Source organism: Erysipelotrichaceae bacterium 66202529, from assembly GCA_017161075.1.
Taxonomy (GTDB): Bacteria; Bacillota_I; Bacilli_A; order Erysipelotrichales; family Erysipelotrichaceae; genus Clostridium_AQ.
Genome location: CP046174.1, coordinates 1,231,542 through 1,249,826 on the forward strand (window position 1 = coordinate 1,231,542; position 18,285 = coordinate 1,249,826).

Here is an 18,285-nt window from a genome sequence, read left to right on the forward strand (position 1 = left end):
AAAGCCATAAAATTATGGCCTTTGTACGGATGCGAAGAAGGCATCGTACTGCTGCTTGAATACAGAATCCTTCAGCGTAATGTAATTAAATTCATGGAGAATATGGAAATCGTAGAGATCAATGACTTCCAGCTCTCCTTTTTCTATTTCCTCTCTTGCGGCAGCTTCATACAGGAAGGTGATACCCTGATTGTTTCTGACTAGTGTTTTGATTGCCTGCACATTTCCAATTTCAATAATGCGTTCAAAGGAACTGATGGACAGGTTGATTTCCTGCATGCCGCGTTCCAGAATCTCTCTGGTACCACTGCCCTCCTCCCGGACAATGAGTGTTTCCTGCACCAAATCTTTTAAACAATGAACCTCATTTTGCAAGTTGTAATCCTTTCCCTTAACTGCAATGTAGCGCTCCTGTGATAACAGCTGCCAGTCATAGGTCTGCTTTGGGAAATATCCCTCTACAAATGCAAAGCCGATATCCCCGCTGTTCAGCATTTGCAGCAGGGTTGCTGTATTTTCGACAATCATGGTTAAAGATGTTTGCGAATGCTCCTGAAGATAGGTGTTCAAGCGCTGCGGCAGAAGAAATTCTCCAATGGTTAATGTTGCCCCGAAGCGAAGGGAGGGGGTTTTCTGATTCTGCTTTAAAAGACTGCGGATCATTTTTTCATCCGCAACCATGGTTCGTACCTTTTCCGCAAGCAGCTTTCCCTGAGCTGTCAGGTTTAATTGCTTTCCATCATAAAAAAACAGCTTGCAGTCATACTCCTTTTCCATATATTTGATATGCTGTGAAACAGCGGGCTGTGTGATGCATAAGATATCGGCAGCCTTCGTATAATTTAATGTTTCTGATAATGTTAAAAATGTATATAAACGAAAATCCAGCATGTTTTCATCTCCAATTTCTGTAAAGTAAGTATATCACGAAAAAAAGCGGAACGAAAGAAAAGGTTTTTACTCACTTCCGGATGTAACTGGAACAGAGACTTCCGGATGATTGATGTATGTCATAGCGCATGAAGTCTTCTGCTTTTCGATCCTCATGTTCGAGCAGGATACTAAGAAAACGGTTGTTCTTATATCAAGAACAAATGTACTCACTTTGTTTACAAAGAGAAAACTCTTTCATAAATGTTACATTTATTTTTCATTTTGTCTTTCATTTTATTTCATTTGTGCTATAATAGTGCTTACTAACAGGAAAACAAGCTGTTGGATAATAAGTAAGAGGAAAGGAAGGTGCCTGATTATGGCCGAAAACAGAATTTACAACTTTTCAGCTGGTCCATCCATGCTGCCACTGGAGGTGTTGAAGAAAGCGCAATCGCAAATGCTGAATTACGAGGAAAGTGGCATGTCGGTTATGGAAATGAGTCATCGTTCCAAGGCTTACGATGCGATTATTACAAAAACACAGGAACGAATGCGTTCCATCCTAAATATACCGGATAACTACAAGGTGCTGTTTCTGCAGGGAGGAGCTACCTCTCAGTTTTCCATGGTTCCCCTGAATCTGCTGCAAAAGGGTACGGCAGATTATGTTGTAACCGGATATTTCGCAAACAAGGCGTATGCGGAGGCTAAGAAATACGGAGATATCGTTCTGGCAGGCTCCAGCAAGGATGCAGATTATTCCTATATTCCCACACAGGAGGAGCTGCAGTTAAATAAGGATGCTGATTATGTATATTTATGTGCCAATAATACCATCTATGGAACGGAATGGAAGTATGTTCCGGAAACAGACGGTGTTCCTATCGTTGCGGATATGTCCAGCAATATCCTGTCTAAGCCGGTCGATGTGTCCAAGTTTGGAATCATCTTTGCCGGTGCACAGAAAAATATGGGCTGTGCCGGTCTGACTGTGGCCATCGTGCGTGAGGATCTGATCGGACATGCAAAGGATTTCACACCGGTGATGATGGATTATGCACCGCTTGCCGATAAGGATTCCATGTACAATACTCCGCCTACCTATGCAATTTATATTCTGGGGCTTGTTCTGGAATGGATTGAAAATATGGGAGGACTTGAGGTACTGCAGAAACGCAATGAAGAAAAGGCGAAGCTGCTGTATGATTATCTGGATCAAAGTGATTTCTATACGACGACAGTGCGAAAGGAAGACCGTTCTTTGATGAATGTTACCTTCCGTTCACCGAGTGCAGAGCTGGATGCTTTGTTTGCCAAGGAAAGTGCTGCGGCAGGCATGAGCAATCTGAAGGGACACCGTGCTGTTGGTGGCATGCGTGCATCCATTTACAATGCAATGCCGTTGGAAGGTGTGCAGACATTGATTGCTTTCATGAAGAAATTTGAAGCAGAACATAAATAGGATAAGGGAGATCATTATGAAAATAAAGCTGTTTAATAAAATTGCCGACGCCGGGATCAGCCAGTTTGATCCGGAGGTATATGAATTTTCTGAGGATTATGATACGTATGATGCCATTATGGTACGAAGTGCAAAGCTGCACGATGTGGAATTTCCTGCAGATCTGAAGTGTATTGCCAGAGCCGGGGCAGGTGTAAATAATATTCCACTGGATCGCTGCAGTGAGCAGGGAATCGTTGTATTCAATACACCGGGGGCAAATGCCAATGCTGTAAAGGAGCTGGTGATGGCAGCCCTGCTGATGTCTTCCCGTAAGATTACAAAGGGAATCGAATGGGTGAAAACACTGGAGGGTGATGATATTTCCAAGGCTGTAGAAAAAGGCAAGAGCAATTTTGTCGGGCCGGAAATCGCCGGTAAAAAGTTAGGTGTTATTGGTTTAGGGGCGATTGGTGTACTGGTTGCGAATGCTGCAGCTGCTATGGATATGGAGGTCTTCGGATATGATCCGTTCATTTCCGTAAAGGCAGCCTGGACATTAAAGGCCAGAGTGCATCATGTACAGAATCTGAAACAGATTTTTGAGGAATGCGACTATATTACCGTACACGTTCCATACAGTGATAAAACAGCGAATATCATAGATGCGGAAGCGATTGCGGCAATGAAGCCGGATGTGCGTGTATTGAATTTTGCGCGTGGCGGTTTGATTGATGATGAAGCGATGATGAAGGCGATGGATGAAGGAAAAATCGGTGCTTATGTAACGGATTTCCCAACACGTGAGCTGTTGCAGTATGAGCAGGTAATCGGTGTTCCTCACCTTGGTGCATCTACGCCGGAAAGTGAAGAAAACTGTGCAGTCATGGCAGCCAATGAAATCATGGAGTATCTGGAAACAGGAAATATCACGCATTCTGTGAATCTTCCGGATATGCAGCTTGCACAGGAATGTAAATACAGAATTTGCATTATCAATAAGAATGTTCCAAATGTAGTTGGTGCCATCACTACAGCTCTTGCCAATGTCGGTGTGAATATCGAAAATATGGCGAACAAGGGAAAAAAGGACTATGCTTATATGATCCTGGATACCAATGATGAAGTCAGCGAGGAACTGATGGAGCGTTTGCGCAGCAGGGAAGGTATTATCAATGCGCGTCTGATTAAGGCGAAGGCATAAAATAGAAGACAATAAATCGCTATGAAATAAAAGGTATAAAATGAAAAGCATCGAATGAAATGCAGGATAATAGATTGCAGAACATAAAAGGTATGCATTGACATATATCAAAAAATGTATGAAACTGCATATCGAAATGCATAATAAAAAGCATATATTGTAAAAAGCATAAATATTATGCATAAACTAAAATGTATATATTGCATAACCTGTACTGTATAAATATAAGGAATAAAGCATAAATAAAATGCATAAATCAACAAGTTAAGCACTCGCAGGGGTGCTTTTCATTTTTTCAAAGCTATGCGGTGGAGAAGCCTGATAATTCCTATATATGATAGGAGGAAAATATTTTTCAATTTTTATGTATACGTGCTATGATGGTATAGAAGCTATTTTATAATGATGAGGAGAAGTTTGTATGGACACAGGTGCTATGAGCCCGCTGATGATTGGTGCAGGATTGTTTGTGCTTGGTGTGGTCATGTTTACACAGGAGCACAAAAAGAAGAAGCGCTGTAATAAAAAGGTCAATGCAGTATGCTGTGATGTGATTGCAGAAACAAATGTTACGAAAGGGATAGGATCCGTACGTGGAGTTAAACAGTATGTTCCAGTATATGAGATAGAAATGGAAGAAGGACCTGTACAGGTGAAAGGGCAAATCGGACGTCCCTATGCTGATGATTATACAAAAGGAAAACGTGTAGTTTTATGTTGCAATCCGGATAACTATCGGGATTTTTATGTACCGGATGAGGATTTTTATAAAAATGGAAGAATTGCACTGCTCTTTACAACAGGCATCGCCTGTATGGCTCTGGGGATTTTTTTATTTTTCATATCCTAGAGCCAATTTGCATTGAATAACGAAGATGTAGGATATGCCCCTTCAGTATATTCAAGCAGATGCAGGTCTCCAAAAGATAGGAGGGGTAAATTGCAATACGTATGTGCCCTTCATTATATTCAAGCGAATGCAGGCTGCTCCATATGGGAACTGTTACGCCAGCAAAAGCGTAGAAAGGCTGCTTGTGTTATGATAATGCGTCATACTTATATAAGCAATGCTGATATTCTTCACCCTAGAACATTTCATGAAATGTATCCGCTGTCTATCCTCTCCTGCAATATTTGCAAATTACGGGATATGCTTTGTTCTGCCTTTGATCTGTAGCTTGCGGTATTGTTTTTTTGCATTTATACAGGCTATCTGCTGTCACTATCCAAAAGGATTGATAATGAAAAAAATTAGAAAAATTCTGCAGTTTCTGATATAATCTAAGGTATTTGCTTATACTGGTTCAAAGGAGGAATGGTATGCGTTCTTTAATCATAGCGGAGAAGCCGGAGCTTGGCAGGGCAATCGCTGCAGCCATTGACGGCAATGGAAAGGAAGTCCGCGGCGTCATACGTAAACAGAATGTCATCATCACCTGGGCTTATGGTCATCTTTTGAGATTGTGTGAGCCGGATGAATATGATGCCAGATATAAGAAATGGAAAAAAGAGGATTTACCAATCTGCTTTGAAAACTGGAAGTTAGTACCGGATGGTAATAAAAAGGATCGTGTGGAACAGATCATGGCGTTGATGCAGGAATGTGATCAGATCATTCACGCTGGTGACCCGGATGATGAGGGACAGTTTCTAATTGATGAAATCCTGGATTATGCGCAGAATGAAAAGCCGGTAAAGCGTGTCTATATCAATGACAATACGCCTGCGAATATAAAAAAGGCATTTCATGCTCTCATCGACAATGACGAGAAGCTGCGTGCGGTAGGTAGAAGTGCCTATGCCAGAGCCGTTGCGGATTATGTGGTGGGAATCAATTATTCCCGTCTGTTTTCCCTGCTTTTAAGAAGAAAAGGCATGAGCGTGGGCCGTGTGCAGAGTCCGACCCTGGGGTTGATCGTCATGCGGGATGAAGCAATCGACAATCATGTGAAGCAGAAATATTATGAGCTGCAGACCGCTGGACATATACAGGAGCCGGATACCACCATCACCTTTCAGCTGAAACCCAAAAGTGAGCTTCTGGATGATGGCAAGCACATTTTGCACCGTAATATCATGGAGGATATCGAACGCGAAATTCTGTCCAAGCCGGAACAAAAGGTGAAAATTGATGAGAAATTCATGGATGTGAAGCCACCGCTGACCTTTAATCTTGCCAAGCTGCAGGCGCATATGAATGCACGGTATGGCTTTGATCTGAGCAAAACAGACCAGATTACACAGATGCTGCGTGATCGCTATCAGGCAATAACCTATAACCGAAGCGATTCCCAGTATTTGAAGGAGGAGCATTTTCAAGAGGCAGACAAGGTTCTGCCGCATGTCATGAACAAGCTGAATGAAACGTATCCGGTTGATTATAAGCTGCATTCCGAATGCTTTAACGATAAATATGTGACAGCCCATCATGCCATTATTCCGACGCTGTCCGATTTCAATATCGCCCAGCTGCTGCCGGATGAGCGAAGAGTGTATGAGGAAATCTGCCGTTATTACATCATGCAGTTTCTGCCGCCAATTCGAAAACGGCAGCTAAGTGCTGTTATCAAAACAGAATACGGTGATTTGCGTGCGACAAGTACGTATGTGCTGGATGAGGGCTATAAAAAATATTTTACACCGGAAAAAGAGGATAGTGCGGAGGATGAGGAAAATGACAGCCGTTTTGATCTGCCAAAGGGAACCTATCCGATAAATCTGATCAGCAGTGAAATTCAGGAGAAGGAAACCAATCCGCCCAAGCGGTATACGCAGGCCAGTCTGATCCGCGATATGACCAGTATCGCCAAGTATGTGCAGGATAAGGAAATCAAGGATATTCTGAAAAAGAAGGATAAGGATAAAAAGGGGGAGAATGGCTCCATTGGTACCAGTGCGACAAGATCGCAAATAGTGGAAACACTGATCAAGCGCCGGTATGTGGAAATGAAGGGGAAGAACATCATATCCACACAGCTGGGAAAGGATTTTTACCATCTGCTGCCGGAGGAGATAAAAAAACCGGATTTGACGGCAAAGTGGTGGGTGATTCAGGAGGATATCAAGGAAGGCAATGCAGATGTGAAAACACTGGTGGACAGTGTGCTGGAGGCCTTTGTGCCGCATCTGAACAAGGATTACTCCCACCTGCGTGTATCGGGTGAGGTGGAGATTGACGATGATCGTCCGGCGGTCGGTATCTGTCCGGTTTGCGGGAATAAAATCGTAGAAAACAGTAAGGGCTTTGGCTGTGTGAATTATCGCAATGGCTGCAAATTCGCATTGTGGAAGGAGGATCGCTTTTTCCAGTCCATTGAGAAGGAGCTTACCCTGCCAATGGCAGAAAAGCTGTTGAAGGATAAATATTGTCTAGTGAAAATCCATGAGCAGGAGCAGGAGGTCATCAAGGTGCTGCAGCTGGGTGTACGCAATGGGCGTGCTGTCTACCGGCTGGTGGATGTGCCGAAAAAGGCTGCGGAGAATGCATAGGCATTGTATGCCTTGCGGCTGCGTTCAAAAATACAACGGCAGGATACCTAACAAGGCAGCTGATGCTGTAGAATTGTCGGCAGTTATAGAATATAAAGGATTCTAAATTTATCGTAAGGGATAGGTACTCCCTCTAAATGATCATTGTGTCCAAAAGCGAAGCAATCCTGTAACATTTCTGTCACCTTCGTATAATATCATAATAAGAGAAGTATACACACGGAAAAAAGCATATAGAGGGAAAACACATGGAAGGAATGGATACCAGCTCCATTCTTTTTATTTATTAAGGTTGTGCTATCCGCTTTCTGACCTGCAGAAGATAAAAAGCCCACATACAGTATTTTTATGAATTTGATCTGAAATTGGTAACCTATAGAATACAGATTCGTTGTTATAGTGAAAAGGGAGGGTATACCTATGCATACGCAGCTGGAGCAGATATACAAAACCTATTTTCATGATGTATATCGCTACGCTCTTTCCCTTTGCCAAAATGAAAGCCAGGCGCAGGATTTGGTTTCCGAAACCTATCTCAAGGCAATCGAGGCTTTGCCACAGGATTATACAGAGGTACGCGCATGGCTGTTTCGTGTATGCCGCAACTGCTTCATTGATCAGCAGCGTAAAAAAAAGCGCTGGAGTACAGTGGCGCTGGAGCATGCACAGAATTTCCTGTCAACAGGGGAGGATGGTGCCTCCATGATGCGCAGACAGCAGGAAAAGGATGAGCTGCATCTGATGATTCTGAAGCTGAAGCAGCCATATCGCGAGGTCATGCTTCTTTATTACCTTGCACAGTATTCCATACAGGAAACCGCAGAAATTTTGCATATTCAGGAAGGAGCAGTGAAAACAAGACTGCATCGGGGCAGAGAAATGCTTCGTTTATACCTAGAGGAGGATTGTGATGAAAACAGAACAGACAGCTAGAGACAATACGGCGGCAGACCTGCAGAAGGAGTATGATAATGTAAAGGGATTGATCCGTAATAAGAAACGCAGGAGACTGATGAAAATCCTGCTTTCCCTGCTTGGCACTATCCTTATACTATATTGTGCAAGCTATGTGTGGAAACGTCTGACGCTGTATTCGATTACGAAAAGTGAGCTTACCGGGAAAGAGGATGGTACGCAGTTTGCGTATAACCGCATGATTGAAAATGAATTGCATGAGCCTCAAACACGGCTTTTACAGGCGGATATCAGCAAATATGAGTATCCGTTATCCTTACCGAGCGGGGAATATGAAATCAGCTGGATGCGCACAAGCAGCCTCGGATTTCAGAAGGCATATTATGATGCGGGCTATTATCAGTTATCAGAAACATTAAAACAGGGACATTTCAAAAAAAATACACTGGGGGGAGGCGGTGCATTGTATGAGGAAGGAACAAACGCAGGCTATCGCTATGATGCCTACAAGCAGCAGCTCATGATGTCCACTCTGCAGAAGGAATGGAAGAAAAGCAAGCTGGATGAAATCGCAGACCATTCTCTTGTCGGCGCCTATGTGAAGCTGAAAAAAGCATATCCGCTGCAAAGTATTCTGGATTTGGATACGCGGATGAAAAAGGAGGGAATCGATATAGGGCTATCATGGGTTGCGGTTGCTTATGGCAAGGCAGGGGAATCGGATAGCCATATCGACGCAAAGGGAAATATCACAGAAACAGATCATTACCTAGGAACAGTAGGCTTTGATATTCATCAGAAGAATCGGACCAATCCACTGACGGAATTTGATGAAAAGAAGTATCCGCTGCTTGATTTTGACGCAGAGCCTGTAAAGGGACATCCGAAAAAGGAATTTGGCAAAATCAGCGCACAGGATTATGAAACACATATGATCAGCATGCTGCAATACCTGTATGACCAGCCTAAATATCGTACTTATCTGGGAGACGATGGTGATACCCGTTCCGCATTTTATCCCGACATCATAAGCAGCATTCAGAAAAACGGCATACAGAGCGATATGATATATGTCACCACAACAAAGGAAGCCTTCCAAAAGCTGATGGAGCAGCCGGAAACAGCATCCGCCTTTATCGCAGAGCAGAAATAACATAAAAAAATTCCCACGGTCTCATAAAGAGAATGGGAATTTTCTTCTTATACAAAAGTATAAGCTCTACAGAGATGAACAGATACTACTGTTCTTCGTAGTAGCATCCTTCTTCCTGTGAAGGAGGAAAACGTCTGCCCTTTTCAACGTCTACGTCACCGTACATTTCATTGCCATCTTTGTCATAGCATGTGTACTTGCCGGTTTTTTCGCAGTTCATTCCTGGGCGGTATTTCTTCTGTGCCATTTCTAACACCTCCTGATACTAGTATGGGAAAAGCGGGAAATCTTATACATAAACATTGTTTTTTTATTGAAACTTGGTAAAATGAAAGTATATGGAGGATATGTGTATGAAAATTCTGGCTAGTGATTATGATGGTACGCTTCGCACGGAGGAGCTGGTTGATATAAATGATATTCATGCAATACAGGAATTCCGCAAAGCAGGGAATGTGTTTGGTCTGGTAACAGGCAGGAGTATGGAATCCATCCAGATGGAAATCGAGAAAAATCAGATCGCCTTTGATTTTATCGTAGCGAATAACGGCGGTGTGATTTATGATCGTGATTTTAACCGTCTGCAGGTGCTGTATATGGATTTCAACAAGGCCCTGGATATTATTTCCTATATTAAGACACTGGATTGTGTGTCCTATGTAATCAATGACGGCTTTCACCGTTTTAAGTTTTCGGTGGATGAAAATCAAATCGATCACAAATACGGCAATATGCCGGATACGAAGGAGCATGAAGAGGAAATTCTGGATCGCGGTAAAATTTCCCAGCTGGTGGTATCGCTGAATGATACGATTCTGGCAGAGGAAATCGCCCATTATATCAATACGAATTTCAAGGGCTATGCGGTTGCCTATGTGAATGTAAATTGTGTGGATATCGTACCGGAAGGGGTATCCAAGGCAGAGGGACTGTATTTTATGGAGCAGCATATGGATTTAAAGCATGAAGATATCTATGCCATTGGGGACTCCTTCAACGATATACCGATGATCGAGGAGTTTCACGGCTGTGCGATGATGCATGCAAGGAGTGCAATCACAGAGGCAGCGGAGCATGTGTTTATCAGCATTGAGGAATGCATTGCTTATCTGATGAAGCTGGACGCAGAAGCAGATGCAAAATAACAGGCTTCTTCCACCGATATGTATCCGTGCGATTATGAGGTATGCAGGAAACGTTTAGGTCATACAAGAGCAGACGTATGGCAGGAATGGTTCTTGTTCAGGAATAGGGTAAGGATGCAGGTATAATAAGTGAAGAAAGAAGGAAGGCTCCCCATCATCATATAGGAGGCTCCCTCCTTCTTTTTTTGATAAACGTTATTTCCTGTAACAGACTTACCTTGCTTCAAAACAGGGAAGCACCACTTTAAAAAAGGCTGTAGTTTTGGCAATCACTGCGGAAAGGAACATATTACAATCAGGAGATGGCTTATAGGAATTCTGTTGAACAGCTGGTCACAGTGTGGAATCTATCGTATAATGATTGTATATATGAGGAGAACATGATATGAAAAAGCTGAAGATTTGGGGAATTCTTTGCATGCTTATCTGCGTCCTGTGCATGAGCGGCACCTTGGTACGGGCAGATGAGGATGCCGGTTATGTATATGAGAACATTGCAGTAAACGTGGATATCACGGAGAAAAGGGAGTATCGGATAACAGAAACCATGGACATCGATTTTGAGGATGCCATGCACGGTATTGTCCGTGATCTGCCAAAAAGCGGAAATGCGGAAGGGTATTCCATTCGGAATATTCAGGTGGAAGGAATGCCGTTTCAGGTGGATGAAAGACAGAACAACATCGCTGTACGGATCGGTGATGAGAACAAGCTGGTACAGGGAAAGAAGCGCATTGTTTTGAGCTATACCCTGAAGCATTATCAGGATTATGATCAGACATATGATTATGCGTATTTGAATTTGCTGGGAACTGATTATGATACTGCGGTACGCAAGTTTCAGGCAGAAGTCAGCTTTCCTGCGAAGGAGCGACTGCTGGACTATAAAATAACCTCGGGCAGCCGTGGCTCTCATACAAATACCTATACAAAAGAAACAGTGAAGGATAACCTTATGGTTATACAATCCACAAAGACACTGCCTGCCAGACACGGGGTGACTCTGCAGTTGAAATATGAGGAGGGCGTATTTTCGGCAGCACCGGAATATCAGTTTCCTTATGTGATAAAGAAGAATGTACTGGATGTGACGGTAACTCCTGAACAGGATATTCAGGTGACACAGAAGATAAGCATCCAAACTCTGGATATGTATACGAGGATTTATCTGCCAATGCTATGCGATCTTTGGGACAAGAGCGATTATAAAATAGAGGATATCGAGCTGTCAGATGCGGATATGAAGTATAATGAATATGATTCCCTGACTGCCTATGCAAGGAAGAAGGGAGAGCATTCATATACGATCCGCTATACCATTCATCCATACCGCCTGATAAAGGACAGCTTTACCCTGAATCTGTTTAAGCAGAGTGAAGACACCAAGCTGGAGAATATGACGCTGCGGCTGCATATGCCATATGCTCCTGCATACGCTGTCCGCACCGGAAGAGATAACGATATACAGCAGGATAACTGGACAGGGAAAGTGGATGGGACTACAGTAACGATTCATACAACAAAGGAGATACGTGCAGCAGAAAGCTTTGTCGTTACGGTTCCGGTTGAATCCGGATACTTTAAGCGTGACAGCGGTGGTCTTATCAAGCTGGGCGGTCTGCTTTGTGCAGGCTTTATGGGACTGCTCGCATTTCTGCGCTTTGGTATATTTCGGAAAAAGCAGCTGATCATACCGGTGAATTTTTATCCGCCAAAAGGGATGAATCCGGCAGAGGCAGGGTATGTGATTGATAACGACCTGTCTGTTACGGATATGACTGCATTGCTGTTTTACTGGGCAGATAAGGGATATCTCAAAATCAGGAATATCGATTCCTCCTATTCGTTTGAAAAAATACAGGCTCCGGATTCTTCTGCCCCAATGTATGAACAGCACTTATTTGAGCGCATGTTTGCACATGGGAAAAAGGGGATAGTCGGTAAGGAGGATTTGAAGTATACCTTCTATATGGATATCCGAGATGCCAGAAAGGAATTGTTACAGGGCTTTCAGGGGGAATATGCATTGCGCAGTCAGAAGGTGGAAGCTCTGCGTAAGCTGCTCATGCTGTTAAGTCTTGTACCGCTGTTTCTGCTTAATGCGCTTGCACATTATGAGATTTACGGGGATATGCTTACTGCGGTTCTCATGAGTGTGGGTCTGCTGCCAATTCTGGCTCCTGTCATGATTCTTCTGATGCTGTACCGGAATTATAAAAAGGGTGCTATGGCAAAGGGGGCAATGGTTGCTGTGACCATCATACTGGGCGGGTTCACGCTGATGATCAGTCCGATTCTGCTGCTGGGAACAACGGCTTCCGCACCGTATACCGTCTTTGGGATTGCTTTGACACTGGTAGCATATTGCATGTCCAGCGGTATTCATAAGGACAGTGCCTATCGGCAAAGACTGCTTTCTCAGCTGCTGGGCTTTCGGGATTTTATAAAAACGGTGGAAAAGGAACGGCTGGAGCTGTTGCTGAAGGATGATCCGGAATATTACTATCATGTGCTGCCCTATGCGCAGGTTTTGCATGTCAGCGATATCTGGGAGCATAAATTCCATGATATCACGCTGCAGGCACCGCAGTGGTATGACAGCAGTGAAACTATGGATTCTATCATGTTCTATCATATGGTACATGAAATTGACCGTGATATGAGAAGTGTGGCAACTCCTCCTGCTTCCAGTTCTTCCTCCTTTGGTTCCGGTGGCAATGATTCCGGCTATTCCGGCGGTGGCGGCGGATTCTCTGATGGCGGCTTTTCCGGCGGCGGAAGTGGTGGCGGTGGTAGCCATGGCTGGTAACTGTACGGGGAAACAGGACTGATATTTAGAGGGTGTCTGTTCCTGCAGGTAGTATACTTGAACCGTAATTCGCTGTGATTCAGCTGATGGAACGGCGCGCTTACATCAAGATATGCAGAGCTGTTCTGATCGTATCTGTCATTTGCGATATTATTAACTTCATCATTATCCGAAAGTATGCACTCTGAGCGTATCCAGCATTTCCATAGGGAGCTCCAGTATTATCCGAAAATATGCAGGGCAGGCTGCTGATCGTATCCGTAACCTGTCGTGATAAATCTTATCATCATCCGTAAATACTATGGGGGTGTTAATGCTGGAAGCCGCTACCTGCTATTTTGCATACCTTCATCATTGTGTCTCATTTCATCTTTCACGCAGATATAAGGAAGACGCTGTAAAGAAATATCCTATGTATCTGCGTTTTCTTATTGACTGTCTGCTACCTTGTGGTACAATATAGTTGTAGAGGTACCTTGTGTCACAAAGTAGAGGTGATTCCATGTATGATAAAACACAGCTGATGCGTGGAAGTCTGGAAGGCTGTATTTTGAAAATCATTGAACAGCAGACAACCTATGGCTATGAAATCCTGATGAATATGAGAGAAGCGGGATGGATGGATGTAACTGAGGGTACGCTGTATCCGATTCTTTTGCGCCTGGAAAAGCTACAGTATATCCGGGCAGAGAAAAGAGATTCCCCATTCGGCCCAAAGCGGAAATATTATCAGATTACAAAGGAAGGCATGGCCTATCTGCAGGAATTTTATGAACAGTGGTTGAAATTGGCGGAAACGATCGAGCGATTATTTGAAGGAGGTGTGAGGCATGATGAGGGATGAGAGAAACCGTGATGAGGATTTGAATCGAGAATACCAGCTTGTATATCATGATATGCTGCGCTATCTCAGCAGTAAGAATATATCCCGGCGGGTCGAAAAGGATATCCAGGATGATATTCTCGCAATGGCTCTGGAAAGTCAGGAGCGCGGGCTGCAGGTGGATGAGGTTTTTCAAGATTATCAGCAATTCTGTGATGCTGTATGTGAAAATGCAATCTGTGAAACATTGGGAGAAAGGCTTTTAAACTACTGGAAAATGCTATCTACCGTCATTGTTGTATGGGTGCTGTTTGATCTTATCGGCTTTGGCGTAAATGATGGAGAATATGTGGAAAACGGGATGTTGATTATATCCTGGAAGGCTGTTGCATTTTATGCGGTGACGATTCTGGGCTGTACGGTACTTATTCGCTGGCACAACCGTCGAAGCTTTCACCGCATTCTGGGCGCATGGTACACGTATCTGATTGCCTATGGCGTCGTGTGTCTGGCAGTCATGTTTTTTCCACATATCCTGATTTCATATTTTCATATTTCTCTTGGCGTGTTACGGATACCACGATGGGTGTTCTGGATTCTGGCGGTTAGCTGTGTATGCACATGGATCGCTCTTTCCATCATCCAGAAAAAGCAGTATGAGCGATATCTCGGAGTACAGAAAAAGGAGAAAAACAATGGTTAGAAATTCACGACGCAGGCTTCATGCTGACTATAAAACTGTCTATACGAATATGTGTATGTATCTGCAGGGAAAAGCGATCAATACCTGGTGTATGCGAAGAATACGGGAGGATATTCTGGATATTGCATTGGACAATCAAACGCGTGGCGTTTCTGCAGTAGCAGCTTTTGGGGATTATCAGAGCTTCTGTGATGCGGTTTCACAGAGCAGTCTGCGCCAAACAATGCCCGAGCGCCTATTCAAATATATTGGCTACGTGCTGGCAGCGTTCGTATATTGTGTTCTTCTGGGCGCATGGTTGTCTCCACAATATGAGCTGTATAACAACACCTTTATCATTCACGGCGCATCCCTGCTGGAGGCTCTGGCAGTAATGCTTGCCATAGTTCTTGCATGGTATGGGAGAGCCCGCTATATTTTGCGCTATCCCAATCATAAAATTGCTATTTATTTTATCCTGTATATTGCAGGAATTGCCATCACATGCATACTACTGCAATATCTGGGACAAACCTCGGTTTATATTTCCGCAAGGCTGTTGATATTGATAGCAGTCATTGCCGTATTGTGTTTAGCAGCAGCCTATGGCAGTGAATGGATTCGCTATCACAAGGCTGGAATATCTTAAACGACTATACACATATATAACGGTATTATCACATAATAAAGCTATGGAGCTTTTCCGGTGAGCTTTGCTGGAAGGGCATTTATGATCATAGCGGTTTTCTTTCCTAATAAAGTGGTATGTTTCAAGATACAGTAAAATTAGAGCATGCCGCTCTTTTTTTATTTTGAGCATGGTAATCAGGAACCCGGCTTTTGGAAAAAAGAGACTGCATACATTTTACATTTACACGACTTCTCAATAGAAAACTATAGGTAGACGAAATACTTTGTGCTATAATATAAAATACGAGAGGAGTGTTTTTATGCTCAATTATTTCACTTTGAACAATTTAAGGACACTGATTCAGCAGCTACTGGATATCGCCTGTGTCTGGGCACTTGTCTATTACTGTCTGAAAATTGTGAAAAACAATTCGCGTACCATTCAGATTTTCAAAGGGATACTGCTGATTGTTATTATACGTTCCGCAGCCAGCTTTTTTGGGCTTCACACGGTCGCAACACTAGCGGATTCTATTATGAACTGGGGAGTTGTCGCCGTTATCATCATTTTCCAGCCGGAAATCCGGAGTATTCTGGAAAGGATCGGAAAGACGAATGTTTTCTCCCGTATTTCCACACTGACAATCAATGAGCGTGAGAATCTGGTGGATGAGCTGGTCAAGGCCTGTGCAGAAATGTCAAAGACCAAGACTGGCGCTTTGATTTCCATTGAACAGGGCCATTCCCTCAGTGATTATATCAAGACTGGAACACCGATGAATTCTGTCGTATCCAGTGAGCTGCTCTGTTCGATCTTTCAATATGGAACACCACTGCATGATGGTGCCGTTATCATTCAGGGTGTGAAAATCGCCTGTGCGGCTGCCTATTTTCCACCTACTACAAGAGAGCTGCCAACCAGCTATGGGGCAAGACATCGCGCTGCGGTGGGAATCAGTGAAATCACCGACTCCATTACGATTGTTGTGAGTGAGGAAACGGGAAATATTTCCATAGCTGAGGGCGGTAAGCTGACCGTGATTTCCGAAGCGAGCCTGCGGGAATTTTTGATGAATGTTGTCTGTAAGCAGCAAAGCGGAAGCGTTCATGAAAAGCAAGAGGAGCCGGTGGAGCAGGAACGTGTTCCAATGAGCGCTGATGGTAAGAAGCCGGGTGTATTTGCGCATTATTTCAAAGGCAAAAACAAGCGGGTGAAAAAGGAAACAGCCGATAATCGCTATACCAAGAAGAAAAAGGATGAGGATCACGGCAAAAAAGATAAGGAAGTTGTTGTCGTTGAACAGGAGGTTGACCGCCTGCATATAGAGGATCTTACACAGAAGCAGGATGAGAAGCTGGATGCCCTGTTCGAAAATATCGTAACGGATACGGAAAAGAAAGAGGAACCGGAGGCAGATACGGAGAAGCCAAAGGCAAAAAAACGCAAAACAACAGCGAAGAAAAAAACGGCTGCAGCTAAGGAAGCGCCAATCCCGGAGGCTGAGGATGAAAAGCCGGTGAAGAAAGCGCGCCGTAAAACGAAGAAAGAAACAAAAACAGAAGAGGCTGTACCGAAAAAGAAAAGCAGTACCATTATGACAAACATGGCAAATGATCTGTTTGATGATGTCATAGAGCCTGAGGCAATCGTTCTGCATTATGAAAAAGCGGATGATGAAGATACTCCTGAAAAAGATCATGAAAGGAGAGATTCCTGATGGCAAAGAAAAAGAAAAAGACACAGTTAAGCTCGGAGGGGAAAACCGAGCTGGCAAAGGCGATTGCTGAAAAAAGTCAAACCTTTGCGAAAACATATGCAAATGTGGAAATCAAGGTCGGAAAATTCTTTCGCTGGATCAGCGGCTGGCTGGATAAGCTGTTATTTAATCAGAAGCATGGTAAGGTCGTTGCCCTGATTCTGGCTGTTCTGTTTTATGTGACCTTCAATTCCCAGGGAGCCAACTTTCTGGAAAATGTGAAAAGTGCAGAGGATCTTGGCGATTTCCCTGTTTCACAAATCATATCCAATCAGGCATATGAGGTAAGCGGTGTACCGGAAACGGTAAAGGTCCGCATCATTGGCGATCTGACAGATATCAAAAGTGTGAAGCAGCAGAAAAATTTCAAGGTGATTGCCAATATGAGTGATCTGACTGAGGGCACCCATGAGGTAAAGCTGACAACAGAGGCAATGCCTGCCCGCGTGGAGGTTGTTTTAGAGCCTTCCTCCGTCGTTGTCACGATAAAGAAAAAATCCATTCGGCGTTTTACCGTTGGCTATGACTTTGTTAACCGCCAGCAGATGGATTCCATCTATGACCTGTCAGAGCCGCAGCTGCAGCAGGGAGAGGTTCTGGTGCGTTCCGATAGTGATACGCTGGATAAGATTGCATTTGTAAAGGCACTGATCAAGGTGGATAAGGATGTAAAGACGGATTTTGAAACCAAAGCGAATGTCGTTGCATATGATGCAGATGGGAACCTCATGAAGGTGGATATTATCCCGGATACACTGAAAGCCAGTGTCAAGGTGACCAAACCAAGCAAAGACGTACCAATCACACTGAATCCAACCGGTGTGATTCCAAATGATAAATCAATAGAATCCTATAAGCTGGATAAGGATCATGTGACAATTTATGCGAAGCAGTCCGTGCTCGACAGTATCGATGAGATACCAATTACGATACCGGCATCTACACTGACAAGCAACCGCGAAATCTCTATGCCGATCATCATGCCGAACGGCGTGACGAAGATTTCCAGCAACATTGCGAATATATCCATTAAGCTGACGGATACGAAGGAACGAGTAATTAAGGATGTTCCGATTGCCTTTAAAAACAGTATTGACGGCTTGAATTTCACGGTAGCGCAGGGAAGCTCCTCTACGGTCGATGTGACTGTTAAGGGGGCAAAGGATATTATCAGCAAGATTGAAAAGGGTGATATTGAGGTATATGTCGATCTTTCAAAAATTGAGAAGGCAGGTACGTATGAACAGCCTTTGATCGTAGAGGGCAAAAATAAGCTGGCAACCTACGTATTGAAGAATGGAAGCATTAAGGTGACTGCGACAGGCAGTGTAGCCGATGAATAAAAGGAAAGGAATGTAAAA

At 43.7% G+C, this 18,285-nt stretch carries 14 protein-coding genes; 13 read left to right on the plus strand and 1 reads right to left on the minus strand.

Annotation, left to right across the window (positions count from 1 at the left end):
* Nucleotides 1–12: 12 nt before the first annotated feature.
* Nucleotides 13–891: a LysR family transcriptional regulator gene (locus GKZ87_05850; protein QSI25035.1), complete on the minus strand. Its 879-nt coding sequence runs from the start codon at nucleotides 889–891 to the stop codon at nucleotides 13–15.
* A gap of 361 nt (nucleotides 892–1,252) precedes the next feature.
* On the opposite strand from GKZ87_05850, the gene serC reads away from it, so the two are divergent.
* The 13 genes from serC (at nucleotide 1,253) to GKZ87_05915 (ending at nucleotide 18,267) form a co-directional block, all read left to right on the plus strand.
* Nucleotides 1,253–2,338, plus strand: a complete 1,086-nt coding sequence (gene serC, locus GKZ87_05855; protein QSI25036.1) for a 3-phosphoserine/phosphohydroxythreonine transaminase — start codon at nucleotides 1,253–1,255, stop codon at nucleotides 2,336–2,338.
* 16 nt (nucleotides 2,339–2,354) lie between these two features.
* Nucleotides 2,355–3,521: a 3-phosphoglycerate dehydrogenase gene (locus GKZ87_05860; protein ID QSI25037.1), complete on the plus strand. Its 1,167-nt coding sequence runs from the start codon at nucleotides 2,355–2,357 to the stop codon at nucleotides 3,519–3,521.
* Between the two features lie 421 nt (nucleotides 3,522–3,942).
* Complete coding sequence (locus GKZ87_05865) at nucleotides 3,943–4,371, plus strand: hypothetical protein (GenBank protein QSI25038.1); 429 nt, start codon at nucleotides 3,943–3,945, stop codon at nucleotides 4,369–4,371.
* A 470-nt stretch (nucleotides 4,372–4,841) separates the two neighbouring features.
* Nucleotides 4,842–7,010, plus strand: coding sequence for a DNA topoisomerase III (locus tag GKZ87_05870; GenBank protein ID QSI25039.1), 2,169 nt, complete (start codon nucleotides 4,842–4,844; stop codon nucleotides 7,008–7,010).
* A gap of 420 nt (nucleotides 7,011–7,430) precedes the next feature.
* Nucleotides 7,431–7,943, plus strand: a complete 513-nt coding sequence (locus GKZ87_05875) for a sigma-70 family RNA polymerase sigma factor (GenBank protein ID QSI25040.1) — start codon at nucleotides 7,431–7,433, stop codon at nucleotides 7,941–7,943.
* Complete coding sequence (locus tag GKZ87_05880; GenBank protein QSI25041.1) at nucleotides 7,921–9,078, plus strand: hypothetical protein; 1,158 nt, start codon at nucleotides 7,921–7,923, stop codon at nucleotides 9,076–9,078. The genes GKZ87_05875 and GKZ87_05880 overlap by 23 nt, the downstream gene beginning before the upstream one ends.
* Nucleotides 9,079–9,431: 353 nt before the next feature.
* On the plus strand, nucleotides 9,432–10,223 hold the full coding sequence (locus GKZ87_05885; protein ID QSI25042.1) for an HAD-IIB family hydrolase: 792 nt from the start codon (nucleotides 9,432–9,434) through the stop codon (nucleotides 10,221–10,223).
* A gap of 385 nt (nucleotides 10,224–10,608) precedes the next feature.
* The gene (locus tag GKZ87_05890) at nucleotides 10,609–13,032 is read left to right on the plus strand and encodes a DUF2207 domain-containing protein (GenBank protein QSI25043.1); all 2,424 of its coding nucleotides are present in this window, start codon (nucleotides 10,609–10,611) and stop codon (nucleotides 13,030–13,032) included.
* Between the two features lie 502 nt (nucleotides 13,033–13,534).
* Nucleotides 13,535–13,876, plus strand: a complete 342-nt coding sequence (locus GKZ87_05895; GenBank protein QSI27899.1) for a PadR family transcriptional regulator — start codon at nucleotides 13,535–13,537, stop codon at nucleotides 13,874–13,876.
* On the plus strand, nucleotides 13,863–14,558 hold the full coding sequence (locus GKZ87_05900; protein QSI25044.1) for a hypothetical protein: 696 nt from the start codon (nucleotides 13,863–13,865) through the stop codon (nucleotides 14,556–14,558). The genes GKZ87_05895 and GKZ87_05900 overlap by 14 nt, the downstream gene beginning before the upstream one ends.
* The gene (locus GKZ87_05905) at nucleotides 14,551–15,186 is read left to right on the plus strand and encodes a hypothetical protein (GenBank protein ID QSI25045.1); all 636 of its coding nucleotides are present in this window, start codon (nucleotides 14,551–14,553) and stop codon (nucleotides 15,184–15,186) included. Before GKZ87_05900 ends, GKZ87_05905 begins: the two co-directional genes overlap by 8 nt.
* A gap of 301 nt (nucleotides 15,187–15,487) precedes the next feature.
* On the plus strand, nucleotides 15,488–16,885 hold the full coding sequence (locus GKZ87_05910) for a TIGR00159 family protein (protein ID QSI25046.1): 1,398 nt from the start codon (nucleotides 15,488–15,490) through the stop codon (nucleotides 16,883–16,885).
* Nucleotides 16,885–18,267: a hypothetical protein gene (locus GKZ87_05915; protein ID QSI25047.1), complete on the plus strand. Its 1,383-nt coding sequence runs from the start codon at nucleotides 16,885–16,887 to the stop codon at nucleotides 18,265–18,267. The genes GKZ87_05910 and GKZ87_05915 overlap by 1 nt, the downstream gene beginning before the upstream one ends.
* The last annotated feature ends 18 nt before the right edge of the window (nucleotides 18,268–18,285 follow it).